A 17626-nucleotide genomic window follows, 5' to 3' on the forward strand; every position below is an offset into this window, starting at 1 on the left:
CGTCAATCCGGTCTCTTGTGTGTTTTTGCCAAGGGCATTAGATCGCCCACATGTACACAATCGCTGCCCTATATCATTTCACGCGTTTTCCCGACCCAGATGCGCTGCGCCCAGCTTTGCACGAGCTTTGCCGCGCGCAGTCGGTGAAAGGCACCCTGCTGCTGGCGCAAGAAGGGATCAATGGCACCATCGCCGGACCCCGCGCAGGTATCGATGCGGTTCTGGCGCATATCCGTGCGTTGCCAGGATGCAGTGATCTTGAGTGGAAAGAGGCGACTTCGGACCACCCGCCCTTCGGCAAGATGAAGGTGCGGTTGAAGAAAGAGATCGTGACGATGGGCCAGCCCGATGTCGATCCCCGCGCAAATGTCGGGCATTACGTCGAGCCTGAGGACTGGAACGCGCTGATCCGTTCAGATGATGTGGTGGTGATCGATACCCGCAACGATTACGAGGTGGCGATTGGCACATTCGAGGGTGCAATAGACCCTAATACAGCCAGTTTTCGCGATTTCCCGGCGTGGTGGGAACAGAACAAGGAGCGCTTTCACAACAAACGCGTTGCCATGTTCTGCACCGGTGGCATCCGGTGCGAAAAATCCACCAATTATCTGCTGGGGCAAGGGGTCGAGGATGTCTATCACCTGAAAGGTGGCATCCTGCGGTATCTGGAAGAAACGCCACCCGAAGACAGCACTTGGCAGGGTGAGTGTTTTGTCTTCGACAACCGCGTCTCAGTTGGTCATGGTCTGGTCGAAGGCCCACACAAGCTGTGCCATGGTTGCCGTCGCCCGATCCTGCCCGAAGATGTGAAACGCCCTGCATACGAGCATGGCGTATCCTGCCATCGGTGTATCAATGAGACTTCAGAACAGGACAAGGCGCGGTTTCGCGAGCGGCAAAAGCAGATACAGCTGGCCCGCGCGCGGGGCGAGGAACATCTGGGCTCTGACTGAAATCAGCTTGCAGGCTGCGTTTGAAATCGGATGATTGTGCGCAAGCCCAACCGACGGAGCGCTCATGACCCACGAACCCAGAACCCTGGAAGAATGGAAATCAACTTTGCTGGCGGCGCTTGGACTTGTCTTGGCAAGCTTTCTTGCGTGGTACGGTCTGTCGCGCCTGAACGAAGCTACTGCAGGCGACACCATTGGCACGCTTTCCTCGGTAGGCCTTCTGATCTGGATCGCCTCGCAGTCCTGGTACTACATGACCCAGGTGAGATCCCCCCGGAGGTTGTTGTTCCTGATGGGGGTGTCCTTCATCCAGGTCGTGCCATTCCTTTTCGCAGCCGTCTACGGCGCGTTTGGATATAACGACCATTGTGTGATCGGCGCCGAAGGGCCAGCCGATATTCTATATTTCTCATACGTCACCTTCACAACGGTCGGATATGGGGACATGTCCCCAACCGGCTTTTGCCGTGGGCTGGCTGTGGCCGAGGCTGTGACGGGTTACATCCTGTTGGGCATGTTTGTGGCCGCCGCCGTCGCGCTATACGCGCGCAACCACGGCAAATAGAGCGATTTATTTATTATGATCGATCCAGCGCGACATCATTTGTTTGTCGCGGAAACACTCGGACGGGATCGGGCGGCGCTTGCTGCGCGAGATACGTTCGGCAAAAGCAACCTGCTTACCTGTTGGGTAGTTTGCAAAGGGCGACGGATCATGCGGCTTATGGGCTGAAATCCAGTCCGACAGGGATTTGCGGTCACGCTGGGCCTCGACCGGAATCTCAAGCGCTGATTGTTGCGCGATGGCGCGGGCAAAGCGCATCTGCCGATCTGTAACTGGCAGCAGGTGATAGTCGTTTGTCGGGCCGCTCAGGGCGGAATTTCGCATGTTCTGGGCCATCGGGTAATCCTCTGACTATGTAGAACATAAATAGAACATTAACCTTTCGTTTCAAGGGAAGACCCTTTGGGTTAGGCGAGAACCTGCCAATTTGCGGCTTGATTGACTGATCAGTCAATAATCGATAATTCGATCCTCAACGCACGCGATCTCTTTGCTTAAAGAGATTTCTGAACACAGAGGGAACCGGCATGAAGTTTCAACCTAAGGCCAGCCATTTCATCGATGGCGAGTATGTCGAGGACACCAATGGCGCGCCCATCGACGTTATCTACCCCGCCACCGGAGAGGTCATCGCACGGCTACATTCCGCCACGCCTGAGATTGTTGAAAAGGCTCTAAACAGCGCAAAATCGGCCCAAGCGGCTTGGGCTGCCCTATCGGGCACCGAGCGAGGCCGTGTGCTGCGACGCGCGGCCGACATCATGCGGGATCGCAATCGTGACTTATCGATCATCGAAACCCATGATACCGGCAAACCTCTGCAGGAAACGCTGGTGGCCGACGCTACCAGCGGCGCGGATGCGCTGGAGTATTTTGGCGGTCTGGCGGCCTCGCTGACCGGCGAACATATCCCTCTGGCAGACGGGGATTTTGTCTATACCGTCCGCGAGGCGCTGGGCGTTTGTGTGGGCATTGGGGCATGGAACTACCCGACGCAGATCGCTTGCTGGAAGGGTGCCCCGGCGTTGGTGTGCGGAAACACAATGATCTTCAAGCCTTCCGAGACTACTCCGCTGTCGGCATTGCAAGTAGCCGAGATTTTGATCGAGGCAGGTGCACCCAAAGGCGTCTATAACGTTGTTCAGGGCTACGGTGATGTAGGCGCCAGCCTGGTGACCGACCCCCGAGTGGCCAAGGTCTCGCTAACAGGGTCGGTTCCAACGGGCCGCAAGGTGTACGCTGCTGCCGCCGATGGCATGAAACATGTCACCATGGAATTGGGTGGCAAGTCCCCGATGATCGTGTTCGACGACGCCGACATCGAAAATGCCGTGTCAGGCGCCATTCTGGGAAATTTCTACTCCTCGGGACAGGTCTGTTCCAACGGCACTCGAGTTTTTGTGCAAAAGGGAGTCAAGGAAGCGTTCCTTAAGCGCCTGTCTGAACGCCTTGCTACGGCGAAAATCGGCGACCCGATGGATGAAGAGGTCAACTTTGGCCCGATGGTCAGCGAAAACCAGATGAATATCGCGCTTGGCTATGTCGAAAAGGGGAGGGCCGAAGGCGCGCGGCTGATCTATGGCGGCGAACGGGTCCAAGGCGATGGTTTCTACATGCAGCCCACGGTTTTTGCCGATGTTAAGGACGATATGACAATCGCGCGCGAAGAGATTTTCGGCCCCGTGATGTCGGTGCTGGACTTCGACACCGAAGAAGAGGTTTTGGCCCGTGCCAATGACACCGAATTCGGTCTGGCCGCCGGCGTCTTCACCAACGACCTAACCCGCGCCCACCGCATCGTGGCAGGTTTTGAGGCGGGGACTTGTTACATCAACACTTATAACCTGGCCCCGGTAGAGGCGCCTTTCGGCGGCTCCAAGATGTCGGGCGTCGGTCGCGAGAACTCGAAACTGGCAATCAACCACTTCAGCGAGATGAAGACAGTTTACGTCTCGATGAATGATGTGGAGGCCCCATACTGAATAAATCCGGTTGAATAGTCTCTGTTCTTGATGGTTCACGTCGGGGACAGAGCACATGCCGGTTCGTACATATGACTAAATTCCTCAAGACGCCTCCTCCGCAAACCGGAGATCAGCCTGTGAAAACACACGCCCAAGCTTTTGTGATCGGTGCAGTTTGATCCTTTATCATCTGGCCAAGTTTGGTTGGATTGACGTAGCGATGCTGGAAAGGGCGAGCTATCTTGGGGCCAACCCAAGACCATGTCCCCGGCACAATACGCAATGCCAATTGTAGCGATTGTTTTGGCGATGCATGTTCGCATCTGGGCTGAACACATTTCTGGGGCGGGTCTGCCGGATCCCGATGTGGCAACCGTAATGCCCTGGAATACGGTTTCAGAAAGTCTGAGTCACTCGGCCTGGTTTACCAAGGGCAGATGTGGTGATCGTAATTTCAGATAGAGTTGTCCAAGAACCAGCACACTTGAACGCGTGCGGTGGTCCTGAATGATCATTGAGCCAGCTGTAGATCTTCGACACGTACACTGAGTTTACCGCCACTGTCCTATGGGCATCATGGATTGGTGCACAGGAAGGCCAAATGAATTCAATACCTTTGTTAGAGGCTGATTTTGGCGTCTATCAGCCTACAGGTCAAAGCAGTTACGACTGTCTCTGCAAGAACAGACATCCAAGGTTCAGTTCGGGTCGATTGTGCGCACTGTCTCAAGCATTTCAATGATCTGCGCGCGTGCGATGGTGCTGTCCTGTAATAGCATTGCGGCGTCCGACAACGGCTTGTCCGGCTGCCGCGCAACGGGCTTGATCAGGGACGTTCGGATGCGGGACAAATCGGTGAAGGTGTTTGACCTCTCTTCATCCGCACCGCCGGAGCCCGCCAACCAGTTGTATCGATCGGCCATCTCGTGCTTCCCGCCTGCCTGCAATGCGCGCGCGGCGGCATCGAAATCCTGTGTTTGCATCATGGCCTGGGCGCGCAACTCTTGCGCGGTGTCCGAGGAATCGTCCGCGATTTCCAGCAGCGCCTGACGGGGGCGGTTGCCCATCAGAGCCGCCTTTGCCCGAAGCCGAGCACGATCACGGCTGCGTTCCCGATCTTGCGGTCGGTTTGCCAGCGCGTAAGCCTGCGCTGAAAACCCAAGGTCAGCCAATCGCTCTGCCATGGACACGGCAGTTTCGACCGCCAGCGCGTTGCGTCGCTTGTCCTTCAATTCCATCACATGGCGCAGGAAAGTGATGTCGTCCGCCCGCTCCGCCAGCAATTGGAACACCTGATCTCGTGTCCTCTGCCATTCGTCGGAATCCGAGACATCCTCAAAACTGGCAAGAGCTCCGGTAAAATCCTGCGACAAAGCCATCGCCAAAGCGTGTGCACGCGCCAACATCGGGCCAAGATCGGACTTCCGAAGCTCGCGCGCATAACTTGCAGCTAAATCGAGGTCGCGGGGCGAGACCGTACCCCGGTCCGACCACCGCTTTTCGATCAACCGCGCAAGTGCCAACGGCGCATCGGTCGCGGCATCGGGCGCCGATATGATCTCGGTCAACAGCGTTTCTGCGGTATCGGTATCCCCTGCAGCATCCGCGATTTTGGCTTGGGCAAAGGTTACATCAGCGGGTTCGTCCTCTAAGATCCGTTCGACCGCACGCAAGATCCGGCGCGATGCTTCAAGCCGGCCTGCCGAGACAAACATCTCGGCGATATCCGGGCCGAGATGTTGCCTGAGATGCCACGGCAACCGACCAAAACTGCGTTCGATCGCTTTCACATGCGCATCGGATTGAAGTTTACCCTCACTCAAAAGCGCCCAGAGTGCGGCGGTACCATCGCATCTTTGCTGCCCTGCCAAAGGGTTCGGCGTCGGTGCAGGCAACCCGTCCATCACTGATGCGATGGCCGCTACTCTGCGCTGCTCAACCGAGGTCTCCGACAACAAAGACAGGGCTTGGTGCGCTTCTACACCGAACCCGAAATACGTATAGAGCTTCGCCAAATCCATTGCATAAGCCTGGTCGACACGATCGAATTCCTGAAATAGCCCGACCCGCAATTCGGCCACATCCTCGGAAAATGATCGAGCGCCCGACCATGTCTCAAAACCCAGTTCGCTGTTCGTGATACATTCCGGTTTGCTATCAATCTGAGGAACTGCCAGATTGCCCAGCCCCGAAACCTCATCGAGCACCGAAGACAGTCGCAGATTTGGCACCAGCTTTTCCGAAGATCGCAGCGGACCAAAACTGGACGATTCCCTGCGTCCGACACCTGCCAGTTCAAGATCAACAACCTCTCGATCAGCGCTTTGCAATATACGTGATGCCAACTGCTCCTCGAAATTTCGTTGATTTAATTGCAGCAAAGGCAAGGCCAGTTCGGTGGCTGGAATATCAGTAGGTAAGGGTTTTTGGGCCGTGATACTCGCAGTCCTGGGAAGTGCCTCTGGCTCTACCGGGTCACTTGCAGGTGTACCCTGGCCGGGTGCGATATCTATGACAACCATAGTTTGGCGATGCAGAAATGCCGTTGCCACGCAGTCGCACCCAAATGTCATCTCCAACGCTGCACCTGGCCCGGCCTGTTGAAGCGATTGCAGACGGTTCCCCGACAGGCGGTCGAAGACAGCTGCAGTGTTGAATGTCGCATTATCGATGCCAATGCTCAGCCGCGCGCCGTTCTCGACCGGATCCAACATCCAACCGGTGCCAGAGGGGACCTGTACCACCAGTCGCGTGTACCCCTCATGCTCGCCCGATCGCACGGTCAAAGCCTGTGCTGACGCGCTTGTGCCCCATGCGAGCAAGACCAAAGACAATGCGCGGATCATGCTGCAGCCTGCTTGAGTTCCTTAAGCGCGTCTTCAAGTTCCGAGAAACCGGGCCGGTTGTGGGTCGGTGTGTTCTGGCGGCCGACCTCAATACACATGGCCGCGTTGTGGTTGTGAAGATTAGCCACCAGAACCTCTTTGATGAGTTGGTAAAAGTGATTGTCTTCTTCAACAACAGATTTCAGCTTGCCCGCGAAAGGACCCACCAATCCATAAGCCAGAAAAACCCCCAGAAACGTCCCAACCAACGCGCCGCCGATCAGCTTACCTAGGACTTCCGGTGGTTGGTCGATTGATCCCATCGTCTTGATCACACCCAGAACGGCGGCCACGATCCCCAGAGCGGGCAACCCGTCAGCAACGGTTTGCAGCGCGTGGCTTGAATGCATGGCATGGTGGAAGTTCGCCTCCATCCGCTTCTCCAGCACCTCCTCAACCTGGTGCGGGTCGTCATAGTTCATCGCCGCCGAGCGCATGGTGTCACAGATCAGGTCCACCGCTTCTTTGTCGGCTTGAATCTTGGGATATGCGGAAAATAGCGATGAGCTTCCTGGCTCTTCAATGTGCTGCTCTACCTCGACCGGGTTCGCGCGTGCGATCCGGATCAGAGAGAATAACAAGCATAACAGATCGCGATAATCCTCGGGCTTCCATTTGGGTCCTTTAAAAACTTTCACGATATCCTTGGCAGTGTGTTTTACGCCGCCGATATCATTGCTGATCAGAAATGCGCCGACTGCGGCCCCTCCGATCATCATCATCTCGAAGGGCAGTGATTTCATAATGATGGCCATCTTGCCGCCTGCGGCAAGGTAGCCGCCGAATACCATGACAAAGATGACGGCAATTCCGATGAGCCCGATCATGAAAGGTCTCCAGCGTTGAGGGTGCAGATAGATATGGCCATGAGGGTCATTCCTGTGGGGCACGTGCATTGCGTCCGGCCATGATCACGCTGATGGTGTAAGCAGCCTCGGGGCTGAGACCGGCCATAACTTCAGCGGCAGCTTCCGGTGGCATGCGAGACAGGAAGCCAGCGGCGAATACCGCGTCCATCGTTTCGAACAACGCGGCGGCATCTTTGGGCTTCATGCTCTGATACACGTCAGTCAGTTGTGTCAGATCGTTTTCGGCGGCCTTTTCGGCAATCGCCACCGTTTCACGCAGAGCGTTCTCGGCGTCCTCCAGCATGGAGAGCCGGGTTTCGATGGCCTGATCGGCAATGTCGAGCGCCCGTTCCCGGTCCAAAATCGTGCTTTCACGCTGGTTTAGAGTCTTTTCACGGCGTAATAGTTCCGTAAGCAGCAATTGTAGATCTGCCGCATTCGCCTCTTTGCGTTCACCACCGACGGGCGAGGCCATGTTTGGTTCCGCGCCGCGGGCAAGTGCAGGCCCGGCCTCAAGCCCGATGCGAATAATCGCAGAGCCGACCATCAGCAAGGAAATGACGGTCAGAACACCGCCGCGCGCTCGGCGATCAGGCGCTTTTGCCCGGTTGCGACTCATTTCGCTGCTCCGCCAGATGGAGCGGCGTGCCGAAAGAACATCAGGCCTTCTGGTTTCTTTGCGGGCGGCTCTGGTGGTGCTTCCGATGGCTCAGTCGAGACCTCAGTTGGTTCACCAGACGGATCGGATGCAGTTTCTTGTGCTTCGCCGGGCTGCTCAGACCTGTCCTCAGCAGGTGCGTCATCTGGCTGATCCATGGGAACGTCCGGCTCAGAGGGCTCTTCCTGAACGACATCGTGCATCGAGGCCATCATAAGCTCCAACCGTTGTGCGACGGTTTCCGCCCGTTCGGTCAGCGTCTGCAACGCGGTGCCGGAATCATCCGAAGCCTGACGCGCGCTATCCAGCGATTTTCGCAACTCTTCTGCTTGCGAGGACAGCACGGAAACGGCGCCACCCACACCCTTCTCAAGATCGGTAAACCGCTTCAGGCGTCGCGACAGAACGAAACAATACAGACCAGCCCCAAGAGCGCCCGCAACCAGCAGAATATCGGCAATCAACTCCACCATCGCCTCCTAATTCAGTACAAATTCCATGACCAGAACGTCACGCACGCGGCCTTCGCCAACGACGATCCCAATGCGTCGTAGCAGGTGTCCGCGGATCCTCATCAAAGCCAGAGAATCTTCCAGATCGGTTAACTCAAGGGCGCGCAAATAGCTGTTCAGAACGTCCATGATTCGCGGCTGCATCTTTTCAACCTCGGCGGCGTAGCCCGCATTCACTTCAAGCTGCGCGTGAAATTTTAAATGTCGCGAATCATCTGACTTGACCGAGATGATCACCGGCGGAAGATCGACAAATTTCAAATCGGGAAGTGCCTTTACGGAAGCGTCTTCGCCTTTCTTTTTGGCCTCTTTCACCATCTCGGACCCACCTATGGGAAGCAGGCCGGATGCAGTTATGAAATAGCCACCAACACCGCCCGCGACAGCCAGAATCAGCCCAAGCAGAAGGCCTTTTTTCCCTGATTTTTTAGGGGCTTCCGCCTCATCTGCAGTTGCGTCGGTCATGCGGTCCTCATGAATCTGTTCGGCAACCGTCATAACCCCTCAGGGACTAACCGATTGTTAAGGGCAATCGTCCAAACAAGGGCAGAGCCGCACAGAATGTCGGTGAGTCGGAGGTAAGCGTGCAGCAGATCGGAACTGTCTGGGCTAGTTTGGACAGGCGCAAACAAATTATCGTGGCCGGTGCCGTGGCACTGGTGTTTCTGGGTGTGCTTGCGATGTCACGGATTGTGACAGTGCCGTCGATGACGCTGCTTTATGCGGGGCTCGAAAGCGGTGCAGCCGGGGATATCGTGCGGGCGCTGGACCAGCGTGGTGTGAATTATGAAATAAGGGGTGGCTCGATCTACGTCCCCGGCGTTCAGCGGGATGAGTTGCGGATGACTTTGGCCAGCGAGGGCCTGCCTGCGAACGGCAATCGCGGTTACGAACTGCTGGATTCGCTCAGCGGCTTTGGCACTACGTCGCAGATGTTTGATGCCGCCTATTGGCGCGCAAAAGAAGGAGAGCTGGCGCGCACGATTGTGGGCAGCCCGCATGTCAGCAAGGCCCGGGTGCACATCGCCAACAGCTCCTCCAACCCGTTTCAGCGCAGCATAGCACCAACCGCTTCGGTTTATCTGGTCCCGTCGGGTGCACCGATTAACGGAGATCAGGCAAAGGCGATCCGGTTTTTAGTGGCGTCGGCGGTTAGCGGGCTGGCACCGGAAAACGTCACTGTGATTGATTCAAACGGGGCCGTGATTGGCGCGCAGGACACGGCGGTGGCAGCCGATACTGCAGATGATAAGGCGCGCCAATTGCGTGAGAAAGTCCTGCGTCTGGTCGAAGCCCGGGTCGGGGCCGGCAACGCGGTGGTTGAGGTCAGCGTAGATACGGTGACCGAAACCGAGTCTATACGGGAACGTCGCTTTGACCCCAAAGGCCGTGTTGCGATCAGCACAGATGTTGAAGAACGGTCGGACAGTGCGCGTAATCAGTCAGCGGATGTGACAGTGGCGTCGAATCTGCCGGATGGCGACGGGGCAGGAGGCGATGAATCCAATTCGAATGCCACTCAGACCCGCGAACGGGTGAATTATGAGGTGTCAGAGACCGAGTTGGAAGTTCATCGCGCGCCAGGTGCGATCAAACGTCTGACTGTCGCGGTGCTGGTCAATGGTGTTCGAGCGGCAGGCACAGATGGCGTCGAGATTTTTGAACCCATGCCGCAGCCCGAGCTTGATGCACTGCAAGAGCTTGTGGCTTCTGCGGTCGGGTTTGATGCTGAACGCGGCGACGTCATCACACTGAAATCGCTCGACTTGCCCATGGTTGAACCCCAGGGCGAGTTGGTGTCCGGGTCGATCTGGCAGAACATGCATATCGACGCTATGTCGCTAATCCAGATGGTGGTTTTGGCGCTGGTTTCCCTTGTTTTGGGTCTGTTTGTGATACGGCCAATTCTGACGAAATCTGCGGCATCGGCGCTGCTGCCAGCAGGTGCACCGGTCGAGGTCGCCCCAGCGCCTTCCCTGACCGGGGAAATTGCGACCGCAGATGCGCCGGACTTTGCACCGCTCGCGGATGCGGCGCAGCCGAATGTTCCGGCGATTGCCGCTGCGCGAGGGGAAGATCCTGTCGACCGTTTGCGCGCCATGATCGGCGACAAGCAGGAAGAGACGGTAGAGATCCTGCGCAGCTGGCTCGAAGAAGGCGAGGAGAAGGTGTGATGTCGATCGCTCATCTTCTTGAAGACTTCACCGCCCCTGCGGCTGGGGTGGCCGTACATCTACTGGATGAAGACGCACTGGAAGAACAGCGGCTTGCTGCATTTGAACAAGGCTATGGGGCGGGCTGGGAAGATGCGGTTCAGGCGCAGGAACAGACTGGTACACAGCTAAGCTCCGATCTGTCGGCGACGTTATCCGACCTGTCTTTTACCTATCAAGAAGCATTGACCCGCATGACCCTGTCGCTGGAACCGATGTTCCAAAGCCTGGTTCAGACTATTCTGCCTGAGACGATCGAGCATGGCTTTGCGAAGCGATTGACCGAGCAGCTTTGCGACATGGCGCGTGAGCAGGTCGACCAGCCACTGCAGCTGACTGTTCCGGCGGGCACCTCGGATCAGGTCGAGGCGATGCTGCCGCAGGATATCTCGCCGCGTCCCCAGGTCATCGAGGATGTCTCGCTCCAGCCGGGACAGGCGCGATTGCAGGTGGGGATCGCCCAACGCGAGGTGGACTGCGCTGCCTTGCTCTCATCCATTGCTGCAACGTTCGACGCATATCTGTTTGAAGCAAAAGAGGCTTTGTCAAATGAGTGATCCTCAACCACCGAAACCCGAAAAACCCAACCCGTTCGAGACTGTTCCGATCGAAGTCACCGTCTCGGTCGGGCGTGCGCGGCCTTTGATCCGTGACCTGTTGAGCATGGGCGAAAATGCCGTACTGACACTGGACAAGCGGATCGAGGATCCGGTTGACCTCTATGTTGGGGACCAATTGGTCGCGCGCGGTCTGTTGGAAGAGATGGAGGGCGATCAGTCCGGGCAACTGGCTGTACGGCTGACCGAAATCTCGGATCTGCAGAACGGGATCGGATGATGCGCTACCTTTTTTGGCTGGCATTTTTGCTGGTCATACCCTCCGGTGGCGCGGCGCAAGAACTGTCGCTGTCCCTGGGCGAGGGCGGGTCGATCTCGGCCCGGACCATCCAGTTGATTTTGCTGATCACGGTGCTCAGCCTGGCACCGGGACTGGCGATCATGATCACCTGTTTCCCGTTTTTGATCACGGTTTTGGCGATCCTGCGGCAAGGAATCGGCTTGCAGCAGTCACCACCAAACATGTTGATCGTCAGTTTGGCGCTGTTTCTGACCTATTTCGTCATGGAGCCGGTTTTTACCGAGGCGTGGGAGACAGGGATTCAGCCGATGGTCGAGGAAACGCTTGACGTAGAGCCTGCGCTGGAACGCGCGCTGGTGCCGTTTCGCAGTTTTATGGCAGCGCGTATTGATGCCGACACGTTTCAGGCCATGGCAGACCTGCGCCCGGATGGTGCTGCGATTCAACTATCGCCCGAGGCCCCGTTATCCGTGCTGATGCCGTCCTTCATGTTGTCGGAAATCGCGCGGGCCTTTCAGATCGGGTTCCTGATTTTCCTGCCTTTCCTGATAATCGATCTCGTTGTCGCAGCGGTTTTGATGTCGATGGGAATGATGATGGTGCCCCCGGCTACGGTCTCGCTGCCTTTCAAATTGGCGTTTTTCGTCATCGCTGATGGCTGGGCCTTGATCGCCAGCGCCTTGGTGCGCAGCTATGCGCCATGACTATTGCCGGGTGATCTGAAGTCGGGCGCGCAGGCCCTGATCTCCGGCCTCGAAACTCAGCGTTCCGCCGTGTTGTTCGGCAACGGTGCTGACAATTGTCAGGCCCAATCCGAACCCATCCGAAGATCCGATGTTTGATCCGCGCTGGAACGGTGCCAGTAGCGCCTCGATATCCGCGACCGATAGGTCGGTGCCCTTGTCTTCGACGATGATCGTGGCGGTCTGAGCATCAGTTTCTAGTTCAACCTCGGCGTGACGACCGTATTTCAGGGCATTGTCGATCAGATTGGACAACGCTCGTTTCAATGCGATCGGTTGACCCGTCACCAGGATGCGCCGCGTTTCCGGTAGCGACGCATGCCCACGGCGTGACATGAAAACAGACGACGCACTTTCGACGACAACGGGATCAACGGCTTTCAACGACACAGGCCGGTCCATATCCTGATAATCGGCCACAAGCGATTCAACCAGCGAGGTCAACGATATCTGGCGCGGTTCCTCGACGCTGAGTTCCGATCGCGTGTAAGTAAGCACGCTTTCTATCATGCCGGTCATCTGGTCCACGTCGGCCTCGAGCTTTTCGCGCAACTCGCCATCGGGAATCAGCGCCGCACGCAGCCGGACGCGGGTTGCAGGGGTCCCCAGATCGTGGCTGACACCCGACAGTACAATGGCGCGTTTCTCAAGCTGCGCACGTTCGGCATCGAGGTGATCATTCACCGCAGTCACGATATCGCGCAGCTCTTCAGGCCCGTCCGCGTCATAGCTTTGCGGCCCGCCGCGACGTCGGCGGTCACCAAGTGCCTGAGCAAAGCGTGCGAAACTGTCAGAAACATTCCCGACCGAGGTCAGAAGCACCGCCAAGGACACAATGCCCAGCAATATTGCGGGCAAACGCAGATCAACCGGCGCAGCCTTACAGCCCCAGATTTCGGTGCCGTCGACTTGCTGCCAGACCCCGCGCCCGAATTGTGCGATCAGGATAGGTTCGCTGCAATATGTGGCCAACAGACGGGTCAGGTTCCCCATCTTCTCGGGGCCGGTCTGATCGCTGCCGGATACGATGTCTGAAACCGGATAGACCAGTCGATCCGATAACACCGCAAGCGTCAATTCGCGGCCACTCAGGGGGGCTGAACTGTCGGTCAGAATCGAAAGATTGGTGACAAAGCGGCGATCTGCAAAGCCGGGCATTTGCTGGAACGCTCCCCTGTCAGCAAGCGCGGCTGCCTCGGTTGGCAATGGGTTGATCAATAGGCCGGGTGGCGGCGCCATCCCCGTTCGCAAATCTTCGTATATGGTGAAACCAGCAACAAATGCTGCGGTCTGATACCGGTTCCAAGCCTGTGCCGAGGTGAACCACATCCCGGCAGCCACCAGCCCCGCGACAAAGGCGGACAGGGTCCAGAGCCACCCAAAACTGCGCAGGCGCAGGGTCATGCGTCCTCATCCACCATAACGTCAGCGGTAAACAGATAGCCAACACCGCGCTCGGTGCGCAGCATCTGGGGGTCTTTCGGGTTGGCCTCGATTTTCGACCGCAACCGCCCCACCAGCATATCTATGGCACGGCCTTGCGCCTCGGGCTTGTCGGCCTCACCGGTTACATCCAGTGCGGCGGCGATCTCATCACGGGTCAGCGGAATATGCGGGTTCGCCAGCAAAACCTTCAGCAGGGCGGTCTCCCGTTGGGACAGGGAAACCAGATAGCCTTCGGGCGAATGCACCTCGTCCCGTTTGCCGTCAAAGACCCAGCCGTCAAAGTGAAAGGTGCGCGTGCGGCGGCGGTATGCCAGCGAAGGCGTGCGTCGGGCGCGTTGCATCACCGCACGGACGCGGGCCAGCAACAGTTGCGGGTTGAATGGTTTGGCGATGTAATCGTCTGCTCCAACCTCATATCCTGCCATGCGCTGATGATCCGCCGACAGGGCCGAGACCAGAATGATCGGTACATCCTGTTCGGCCCGCAACCGGGCACAGATCTCGACGCCGTTTTCATCGCCCAGCATCACGTCCAACAGGATCAGGTCGATCCGCCCCGAGGTTAGATGCGTGCGTATTTCACTTTCGGAACTGGCAGGCAGAGCAATATACCCGTTCTGCTGAAAGAACTGGGTCATCATCGACCGCATCTCCGAATCGTCGTCCACCACCAGGAGCCGGGGAATGCCCACTCTGTTTCTCCTCCTCAGGGTTCTCCGTCGCCGCCAATTGTAACGAATGGAAACGGATTCAAGGCCAACGTAACACGGGGTAACAAAAGCGGTGAAAATTTCCACCTTGTCAGGATATTGCACTGCATTCTGCGTTGCCATGCAGCAATTCGTTAGCGCTATATCGCGTATGGCCGCCCTTGGGGTGGCACCGAATTCTCAGGGAGGAGAACAAAAAATGAAGCGTTTTGCATTTGCCACCGTGTCGACATTGGCCGTTGTGGCCGGGTCGGCTGTTGTGGCTGAACCAAAGGCCGAAGTTCTGCACTGGTGGACGTCCGGTGGTGAGGCGAAATCGGTCGCGGTTCTGCAGGAAGAGTTCGCCTCGAACGGCGGCACATGGACCGATATGCCGGTCGCAGGTGGCGGCGGCGATGCGGCCATGACTGCGCTGCGGGCCCGGGTTCTTGCGGGTAACGCGCCGACTGCCGTTCAGCTGAAAGGACCTGCCATTCAGGAATGGTATGAAGAAGGCGTTTTGGCTGACATTTCATCCGTGGCAGAAGCCGAAGGCTGGGCCGATGTGCTGCCAGCATCGATTGCAGGCCACATGATGTGCGAAGGTACGTGGTGCGCAGCACCTGTGAACGTGCACCGCATCGACTGGATTTGGGCCAATGCTGACGTTCTGGCCGCCAACGACATTGAAATGCCCACAACATGGGAAGAGTTCAACGCCGCTGCCGAAAAACTGCAGGCTGCCGGAGTGATCCCTTTGGCCCATGGTGGCCAGGCATGGCAAGACGCCACAGTGTTCGAAGCGGTTGCGCTGGGTCTGGGTGGCCCCGAATTCTATCAAAAAGCCTTTGTTGATCTGGACCCCGAGACGCTGACCTCGGACACCATGGTGCAGGTCTTTGATCAGATGCGCACCCTGCGCGGTTATGTGGATGAGAATTTCTCGGGCCGCGACTGGAACCTTGCCACCGCCATGGTGATGAATGGCGAAGCTGCGTTCCAGATCATGGGTGACTGGGCCAAGGGCGAATTCCTTGCGGCAGGTAAGAAACCCGGCGAAGATTTCTTGTGCGCCTCGACCCCCGGCGACGGATATCTGTACAACGTCGACAGCTTCGCCATGTTCGAAGTGGAAGGTGACGACAACCGCGCTGGTCAGGAATTGCTGGCCAAGCTGATCGTCGCGCCGAAATTCCAGGAAGTGTTCAACCTGAACAAGGGCTCGATCCCTGCGCGGACTGATGTAGCGCTGGATGCGTTCGACATCTGCGCGCAAATCTCGGCCGAAGACATGGGTTCGACCTCGGCAGGCGGTTCGCTGCTGCCGTCTTATGCCCATGGCATGGCGCTGCGCGGGTCGCAGGCCGGTGCGATTACGGATGTTGTAACCGCACATTTCAACTCGGATATGTCCTCGGCTGACGCGGTTCAGCAACTGGCGGACGCGGTAGCAAACAGCTACTGATCCAATACGCTCTGCCCCCTATAGTGAGGGGCAGAGCATCTTTCCCCGGAGGCTAAAATGTCCGAATGGCTGGAAAACCACCTGCCCAAGGTGGTGCTGGCACCGTCGTTCATCGCCGTATTGATCTTTGTCTACGGATTTATCGGATGGACCGCATGGGTGTCGCTAACCCGATCGAAACTACTGCCGAAATACGAGATCAAAGGCTTCATTCAGTACGAACGCCTGTTCGACTCACCCCGCTGGGATACGGCGATCAACAACCTGTATATCTTTGGCGCGCTGTTCATCGTGATCGCGATGGTACTGGGCCTGTTGCTGGCCATCCTGCTGGATCAGAAGATCCGCGTCGAAGGCGCGATCCGGACGATCTACTTGTACCCGATGGCGTTGTCGATGATCGTGACCGGTACGGCGTGGAAGTGGATTTTGAACCCGGGCCTGGGCATCGAATCCATGGTGCAGGGTTGGGGCTTTTCGAATTTCGAATTCGACTGGCTGGTGAACCCTGACTATGCGATCTACACTATCGTGATCGCCGCGATCTGGCAGAGTTCCGGCTTCGTCATGGCGTTGTTTTTGGCCGGTTTGCGTTCGGTCGATGGCGAGATCATCAAGGCCGCACAGGTCGATGGCATCCCCACGTGGCGCATTTATACGGCGATCATCATCCCTTCGATGGCACCGATCTTCCTGTCTGCTTTCATCGTGCTGGCGCACCTCGCAATCAAAAGCTTCGACCTTGTCATCGCCCTGACTGGTGGCGGTCCGGGCTACGCAACCGATCTGCCCGCTACTTACATGTACGCCATGGCGTTTTCGCGCGGCGATATTGGTCAAGCAGCCTCGTCCGCGATGATCATGATGCTGGTCGTCTTTGCCATCGTGGTTCCCTATCTTTACTCAGAGCTGAGGGCGAAAAATGACTGATCTGTCGATGCCCCAAACACAAACCCGCACCCAAAGCACTACGGGCAAGATTGCCCTGCGTTGGTTGCTTTATGTCCTGCTTGGCCTGTTTGCACTGTATTACCTAATGCCGCTCTTCGTGATGTTGACGACATCATTGAAAAGCCTTGAGGAAATCCGCACCGGCAGCCTGATTTCGCTGCCGCGAGAGGTCAGCTTTGACGCTTGGAAAACCGCATGGTCCGGCGCTTGTACCGGTATCCAGTGTGAAGGTTTGCGACCCTATTTCTGGAACTCGGTTCTGATCGCGGTGCCTGCGGTATTTTTGTCGACCCTGTTGGGTGCGCTGAACGGCTATGTCGTGGCGCAATGGCGGTTCAAAGGGGCCAATATCATCTTCTCGCTGATGCTATTCGGTTGCTTCATCCCGTTCCAAGTTGTTCTGCTGCCAATGGCACGTCTGCTGGGTATGATGGGGATTGCCGGGACCATTCCGGGCCTGATCTTTGTCCATGTGATCTACGGGCTGGGCTTCACCACGCTGTTCTTCCGCAACTACTATGTCACCATTCCGGCCGAGCTGACCAAGGCGGCGCGGGTTGATGGGGCTGGGTTCATGCGGATTTTCTGGTCGATCTTTCTGCCGCTGTCGCTGCCCATCATCGTGGTGACTGTGATCTGGCAGTTCACGCAGATCTGGAACGACTTCCTGTTTGGCGTGTCGTTCAGCCAGGCGGGGACACAGCCCGTGACTGTTGCGCTCAACAACATCGTAAACTCCACCACCGGCGTCAAAGAATACAACGTCGACATGGCTGCCGCGATCATCGCGGGGCTGCCGACGCTGCTCGTCTATGTCGTTGCCGGTAAGTATTTCATCCGCGGCCTGACCGCTGGCTCTGTGAAGGGATAAGA

18 protein-coding genes are annotated in these 17626 nt (G+C 57.3%); 10 read left to right on the forward strand and 8 right to left on the reverse strand.

Annotated elements, in window-relative coordinates; genetic code table 11:
* The first annotated feature begins 50 nt into the window (after positions 1-50).
* Together trhO and AC2TEM_RS20135 are read left to right on the forward strand one after the other, a co-directional pair.
* Entirely contained in the window at positions 51-956 is a 906-nt protein-coding gene (trhO, locus tag AC2TEM_RS20130) for an oxygen-dependent tRNA uridine(34) hydroxylase TrhO (protein WP_170426068.1), read from the forward strand.
* A gap of 64 nt (positions 957-1020) precedes the next feature.
* Positions 1021-1521 (forward strand): potassium channel family protein, encoded by a 501-nt coding sequence (locus AC2TEM_RS20135; protein ID WP_170426070.1) that lies wholly within the window; start codon positions 1021-1023, stop codon positions 1519-1521.
* Between the two features lie 6 nt (positions 1522-1527).
* On the opposite strand, the gene AC2TEM_RS20140 is transcribed toward AC2TEM_RS20135, so the two are convergent.
* Positions 1528-1857, reverse strand: a complete 330-nt coding sequence (locus AC2TEM_RS20140) for a hypothetical protein (RefSeq protein ID WP_170394874.1) — start codon at positions 1855-1857, stop codon at positions 1528-1530.
* 191 nt (positions 1858-2048) lie between these two features.
* Here AC2TEM_RS20140 and betB point away from each other — a divergent pair, with 191 nt between their 5' ends.
* Positions 2049-3503, forward strand: a complete 1455-nt coding sequence (gene betB / locus AC2TEM_RS20145) for a betaine-aldehyde dehydrogenase (RefSeq protein ID WP_170426072.1) — start codon at positions 2049-2051, stop codon at positions 3501-3503.
* A 680-nt stretch (positions 3504-4183) separates the two neighbouring features.
* On the opposite strand, the gene AC2TEM_RS20150 is transcribed toward betB, so the two are convergent.
* From AC2TEM_RS20150 to AC2TEM_RS20170, 5 genes are read right to left on the reverse strand one after another with little or no spacing between them, the layout of a single operon-like run.
* A complete protein-coding gene (locus AC2TEM_RS20150; protein ID WP_170426074.1) occupies positions 4184-6331 on the reverse strand; it encodes a hypothetical protein in 2148 nt (715 codons plus the stop codon).
* The gene (motA, locus tag AC2TEM_RS20155; RefSeq protein WP_170426076.1) at positions 6328-7197 is read right to left on the reverse strand and encodes a flagellar motor stator protein MotA; all 870 of its coding nucleotides are present in this window, start codon (positions 7195-7197) and stop codon (positions 6328-6330) included. Before motA ends, AC2TEM_RS20150 begins: the two co-directional genes overlap by 4 nt.
* 46 nt (positions 7198-7243) lie before the next feature.
* Positions 7244-7837 carry a MotE family protein gene (locus AC2TEM_RS20160; protein ID WP_170426078.1) on the reverse strand — a complete coding sequence of 198 codons (594 nt, stop codon included), beginning with the start codon at positions 7835-7837 and terminating at the stop codon, positions 7244-7246.
* Positions 7834-8346, reverse strand: coding sequence for a DUF6468 domain-containing protein (locus AC2TEM_RS20165; protein ID WP_170426080.1), 513 nt, complete (start codon positions 8344-8346; stop codon positions 7834-7836). Before AC2TEM_RS20165 ends, AC2TEM_RS20160 begins: the two co-directional genes overlap by 4 nt.
* A gap of 9 nt (positions 8347-8355) precedes the next feature.
* Positions 8356-8853 (reverse strand): flagellar basal body-associated FliL family protein, encoded by a 498-nt coding sequence (locus AC2TEM_RS20170; RefSeq protein ID WP_170426082.1) that lies wholly within the window; start codon positions 8851-8853, stop codon positions 8356-8358.
* Positions 8854-8972: 119 nt separating this feature from the next.
* Between AC2TEM_RS20170 and fliF the strand changes: the two genes are divergently transcribed.
* Genes fliF through fliP form a run of 4 tightly spaced genes read left to right on the forward strand, consistent with a single transcriptional unit; the run spans position 8973 to position 12163 of the window.
* On the forward strand, positions 8973-10562 hold the full coding sequence (fliF, locus tag AC2TEM_RS20175; protein WP_170426084.1) for a flagellar basal-body MS-ring/collar protein FliF: 1590 nt from the start codon (positions 8973-8975) through the stop codon (positions 10560-10562).
* A complete protein-coding gene (locus AC2TEM_RS20180; protein ID WP_170426086.1) occupies positions 10562-11158 on the forward strand; it encodes an ABC transporter ATP-binding protein in 597 nt (198 codons plus the stop codon). Before fliF ends, AC2TEM_RS20180 begins: the two co-directional genes overlap by 1 nt.
* The gene (locus AC2TEM_RS20185) at positions 11151-11438 is read left to right on the forward strand and encodes a FliM/FliN family flagellar motor switch protein (RefSeq protein ID WP_170394848.1); all 288 of its coding nucleotides are present in this window, start codon (positions 11151-11153) and stop codon (positions 11436-11438) included. The genes AC2TEM_RS20180 and AC2TEM_RS20185 overlap by 8 nt, the downstream gene beginning before the upstream one ends.
* On the forward strand, positions 11435-12163 hold the full coding sequence (gene fliP / locus AC2TEM_RS20190) for a flagellar type III secretion system pore protein FliP (protein WP_170426088.1): 729 nt from the start codon (positions 11435-11437) through the stop codon (positions 12161-12163). The genes AC2TEM_RS20185 and fliP overlap by 4 nt, the downstream gene beginning before the upstream one ends.
* On the opposite strand, the gene AC2TEM_RS20195 is transcribed toward fliP, so the two are convergent.
* Both AC2TEM_RS20195 and AC2TEM_RS20200 read right to left on the reverse strand, forming a co-directional pair.
* A complete protein-coding gene (locus AC2TEM_RS20195) occupies positions 12164-13606 on the reverse strand; it encodes a sensor histidine kinase (RefSeq protein ID WP_170426090.1) in 1443 nt (480 codons plus the stop codon).
* Positions 13603-14340 (reverse strand): response regulator transcription factor, encoded by a 738-nt coding sequence (locus AC2TEM_RS20200; RefSeq protein WP_170408540.1) that lies wholly within the window; start codon positions 14338-14340, stop codon positions 13603-13605. Before AC2TEM_RS20200 ends, AC2TEM_RS20195 begins: the two co-directional genes overlap by 4 nt.
* A gap of 217 nt (positions 14341-14557) precedes the next feature.
* Between AC2TEM_RS20200 and AC2TEM_RS20205 the strand changes: the two genes are divergently transcribed.
* The 3 genes from AC2TEM_RS20205 to AC2TEM_RS20215 are packed head-to-tail and all read left to right on the forward strand — an operon-like array spanning position 14558 to position 17624.
* Positions 14558-15802, forward strand: coding sequence for an ABC transporter substrate-binding protein (locus tag AC2TEM_RS20205; RefSeq protein ID WP_170426092.1), 1245 nt, complete (start codon positions 14558-14560; stop codon positions 15800-15802).
* A gap of 57 nt (positions 15803-15859) precedes the next feature.
* A complete protein-coding gene (locus tag AC2TEM_RS20210) occupies positions 15860-16732 on the forward strand; it encodes a carbohydrate ABC transporter permease (protein WP_170426093.1) in 873 nt (290 codons plus the stop codon).
* Complete coding sequence (locus AC2TEM_RS20215) at positions 16725-17624, forward strand: carbohydrate ABC transporter permease (RefSeq protein ID WP_170426095.1); 900 nt, start codon at positions 16725-16727, stop codon at positions 17622-17624. The genes AC2TEM_RS20210 and AC2TEM_RS20215 overlap by 8 nt, the downstream gene beginning before the upstream one ends.
* Positions 17625-17626: the final 2 nt, after the last annotated feature.

This window comes from Ruegeria sp. HKCCD3925 (genome assembly GCF_057221175.1).

What these genes read in the sequence shown, in the direction of transcription:
- trhO (WP_170426068.1), top strand. Translation starts at nt 51, where the DNA reads ATGTACACAATCGCTGCCCTATATCATTTCACGCGTTTTCCCGACCCA.
- AC2TEM_RS20135 (WP_170426070.1), top strand. Translation starts at nt 1,021, where the DNA reads ATGACCCACGAACCCAGAACCCTGGAAGAATGGAAATCAACTTTGCTG.
- AC2TEM_RS20140 (WP_170394874.1), bottom strand. Translation starts at nt 1,857, where the DNA reads ATGGCCCAGAACATGCGAAATTCCGCCCTGAGCGGCCCGACAAACGAC.
- betB (WP_170426072.1), top strand. Translation starts at nt 2,049, where the DNA reads ATGAAGTTTCAACCTAAGGCCAGCCATTTCATCGATGGCGAGTATGTC.
- AC2TEM_RS20150 (WP_170426074.1), bottom strand. Translation starts at nt 6,331, where the DNA reads ATGATCCGCGCATTGTCTTTGGTCTTGCTCGCATGGGGCACAAGCGCG.
- motA (WP_170426076.1), bottom strand. Translation starts at nt 7,197, where the DNA reads ATGATCGGGCTCATCGGAATTGCCGTCATCTTTGTCATGGTATTCGGC.
- AC2TEM_RS20160 (WP_170426078.1), bottom strand. Translation starts at nt 7,837, where the DNA reads ATGAGTCGCAACCGGGCAAAAGCGCCTGATCGCCGAGCGCGCGGCGGT.
- AC2TEM_RS20170 (WP_170426082.1), bottom strand. Translation starts at nt 8,853, where the DNA reads ATGACCGACGCAACTGCAGATGAGGCGGAAGCCCCTAAAAAATCAGGG.
- AC2TEM_RS20180 (WP_170426086.1), top strand. Translation starts at nt 10,562, where the DNA reads ATGTCGATCGCTCATCTTCTTGAAGACTTCACCGCCCCTGCGGCTGGG.
- AC2TEM_RS20185 (WP_170394848.1), top strand. Translation starts at nt 11,151, where the DNA reads ATGAGTGATCCTCAACCACCGAAACCCGAAAAACCCAACCCGTTCGAG.
- fliP (WP_170426088.1), top strand. Translation starts at nt 11,435, where the DNA reads ATGATGCGCTACCTTTTTTGGCTGGCATTTTTGCTGGTCATACCCTCC.
- AC2TEM_RS20195 (WP_170426090.1), bottom strand. Translation starts at nt 13,606, where the DNA reads ATGACCCTGCGCCTGCGCAGTTTTGGGTGGCTCTGGACCCTGTCCGCC.
- AC2TEM_RS20205 (WP_170426092.1), top strand. Translation starts at nt 14,558, where the DNA reads ATGAAGCGTTTTGCATTTGCCACCGTGTCGACATTGGCCGTTGTGGCC.
- AC2TEM_RS20210 (WP_170426093.1), top strand. Translation starts at nt 15,860, where the DNA reads ATGTCCGAATGGCTGGAAAACCACCTGCCCAAGGTGGTGCTGGCACCG.
- AC2TEM_RS20215 (WP_170426095.1), top strand. Translation starts at nt 16,725, where the DNA reads ATGACTGATCTGTCGATGCCCCAAACACAAACCCGCACCCAAAGCACT.